General features: G+C 39.3%; 1 protein-coding gene. It reads left to right on the top strand.

Going from position 1 to position 1,492, the window contains the following annotated elements:
• Nucleotides 1-1,365, top strand: a 1,365-nt coding sequence (locus B4W65_RS17020) for an IS4 family transposase (protein ID WP_146697839.1), incomplete at its 5' end; no start/stop codon positions are given.
• Nucleotides 1,366-1,492: the final 127 nt, after the last annotated feature.

The raw sequence follows: 1,492 nt of genomic DNA, 5'->3' as shown, positions 1-1,492 counted from the left end.
TTTACGAGTTCGTTTTCAGCTACTCTGCGAGAGCTGTTTTCGGAGAAAGAGCTTCAAAAGAAAGCATCAGACTGCGGCTTTTACAAACGTAAATGTGGTTTCACACCTAGTATGTTCTTTGATATACTGCTCTATTGTGCCTCCCGGCCCGATACGATCAGCTTGTCACAGATTTGTTCTAAGATTAGGGCTCAGTTTAAAACGAAGATCGCCAAGCAATCGCTAGACGCGCGATTTAGTGAGGAGTCTGTAGCCTTTGTAAAGAGTGTTTTTACCGAGTTGCTTGAAAAGCAATTGTCAAAGGTCTTTTGTGCGGATTTTTTATCAAAGTTCAATCAAGTCCGCATTAAGGATTCTACGCGCTATACAGTACCAAACAGGCTTCAGAATCAGTTTAAGGGTTGCGGTGGAGGCAAAGGAACATCAAAGGCTGGTGTGTCCATTCAATACGAGTATGATGCACGTAGCGGAAGAATCCTGGATCTTAACGTAACTGCCGGAGTACGTAACGATGCAACCGACGCAAACGAAACTGCCACAAATATCAATAAGGACGACTTGATTGTTCGCGATCTGGGCTACTTCAACATGTCCGTTCTGAACGGGTTTGTTGAGCGGGGGGCATCGTTTATTAGCAGACTGAACGCTTGTAGTCTTATTTATGAACCAATCACTGGGAATAAGATAGAGTTTAAAGACCTCTATATTCAAATGCGTCGGAAAAAGCTCGAACGCAGCGACAACGAAGTGATAGTGGGAAAATATACGCCCACGAAATTAAGGTTGATTGTAGAGGTAGTTCCAGAGCATATTTACCAAGAGCGAATAAGAAAGGTAAAGAAATCAAACAAAGAAAATGGATGGACAACTTCTGAGGAGTACAAAGCCCGTTGTCGATTCAACATCTTTATCACAAACGTCCCAAGTACAGATCTTTCAGTCGACGAGGCTTTAGGAGTATATCGATTGCGTTGGCAAATAGAGTTGACCTTTAAAAGCTGGAAGTCAGTGTGCAGAATAGATAAAATTCAACCTATGAAATATGAGCGATTCGCATGCTTGCTGTATGCCAAATTAATCTTAATTCTTTTGAAAACTCAGATCATCAGCAATCTTCGCGCATATTACTTTATCAGTAAGAAGAGGCTATTGAGTGATGATAAATGTTTTAAGACATTAAGAGATTCTTATGATAATCTAAGAGATGTATGGAAAGAAGGGAGAAAGAAATCAGAGAGAAAACTGAAAGAACTGACCAGTTTATTCTCTTCAAACCATTGGAAAGAAAAAAGAAACAATAAGAAAAATTTAATAGAAATAATATCGCTATTGTCCTGCAAATCAAATAATTATATGTATATTTAAGACATCAAAAAGGGGGATCCGAACGAACCGCTCCCCCTTTTATCAACTAAACGTTATTTGAAATGGTGAAAATTACAAATTCAAGCCCTGTTTCTCAACGAAATGGGGTAAAAAAAGAACTGCCTAT

This window comes from Geofilum rhodophaeum (genome assembly GCF_002210225.1).
GTDB classification, from domain to species: Bacteria; Bacteroidota; Bacteroidia; order Bacteroidales; family Marinilabiliaceae; genus Geofilum; species Geofilum rhodophaeum.
The sequence above is the reverse complement of the archived record's forward strand: the minus strand, read 5'-3'. Positions and strand labels throughout refer to the sequence as shown.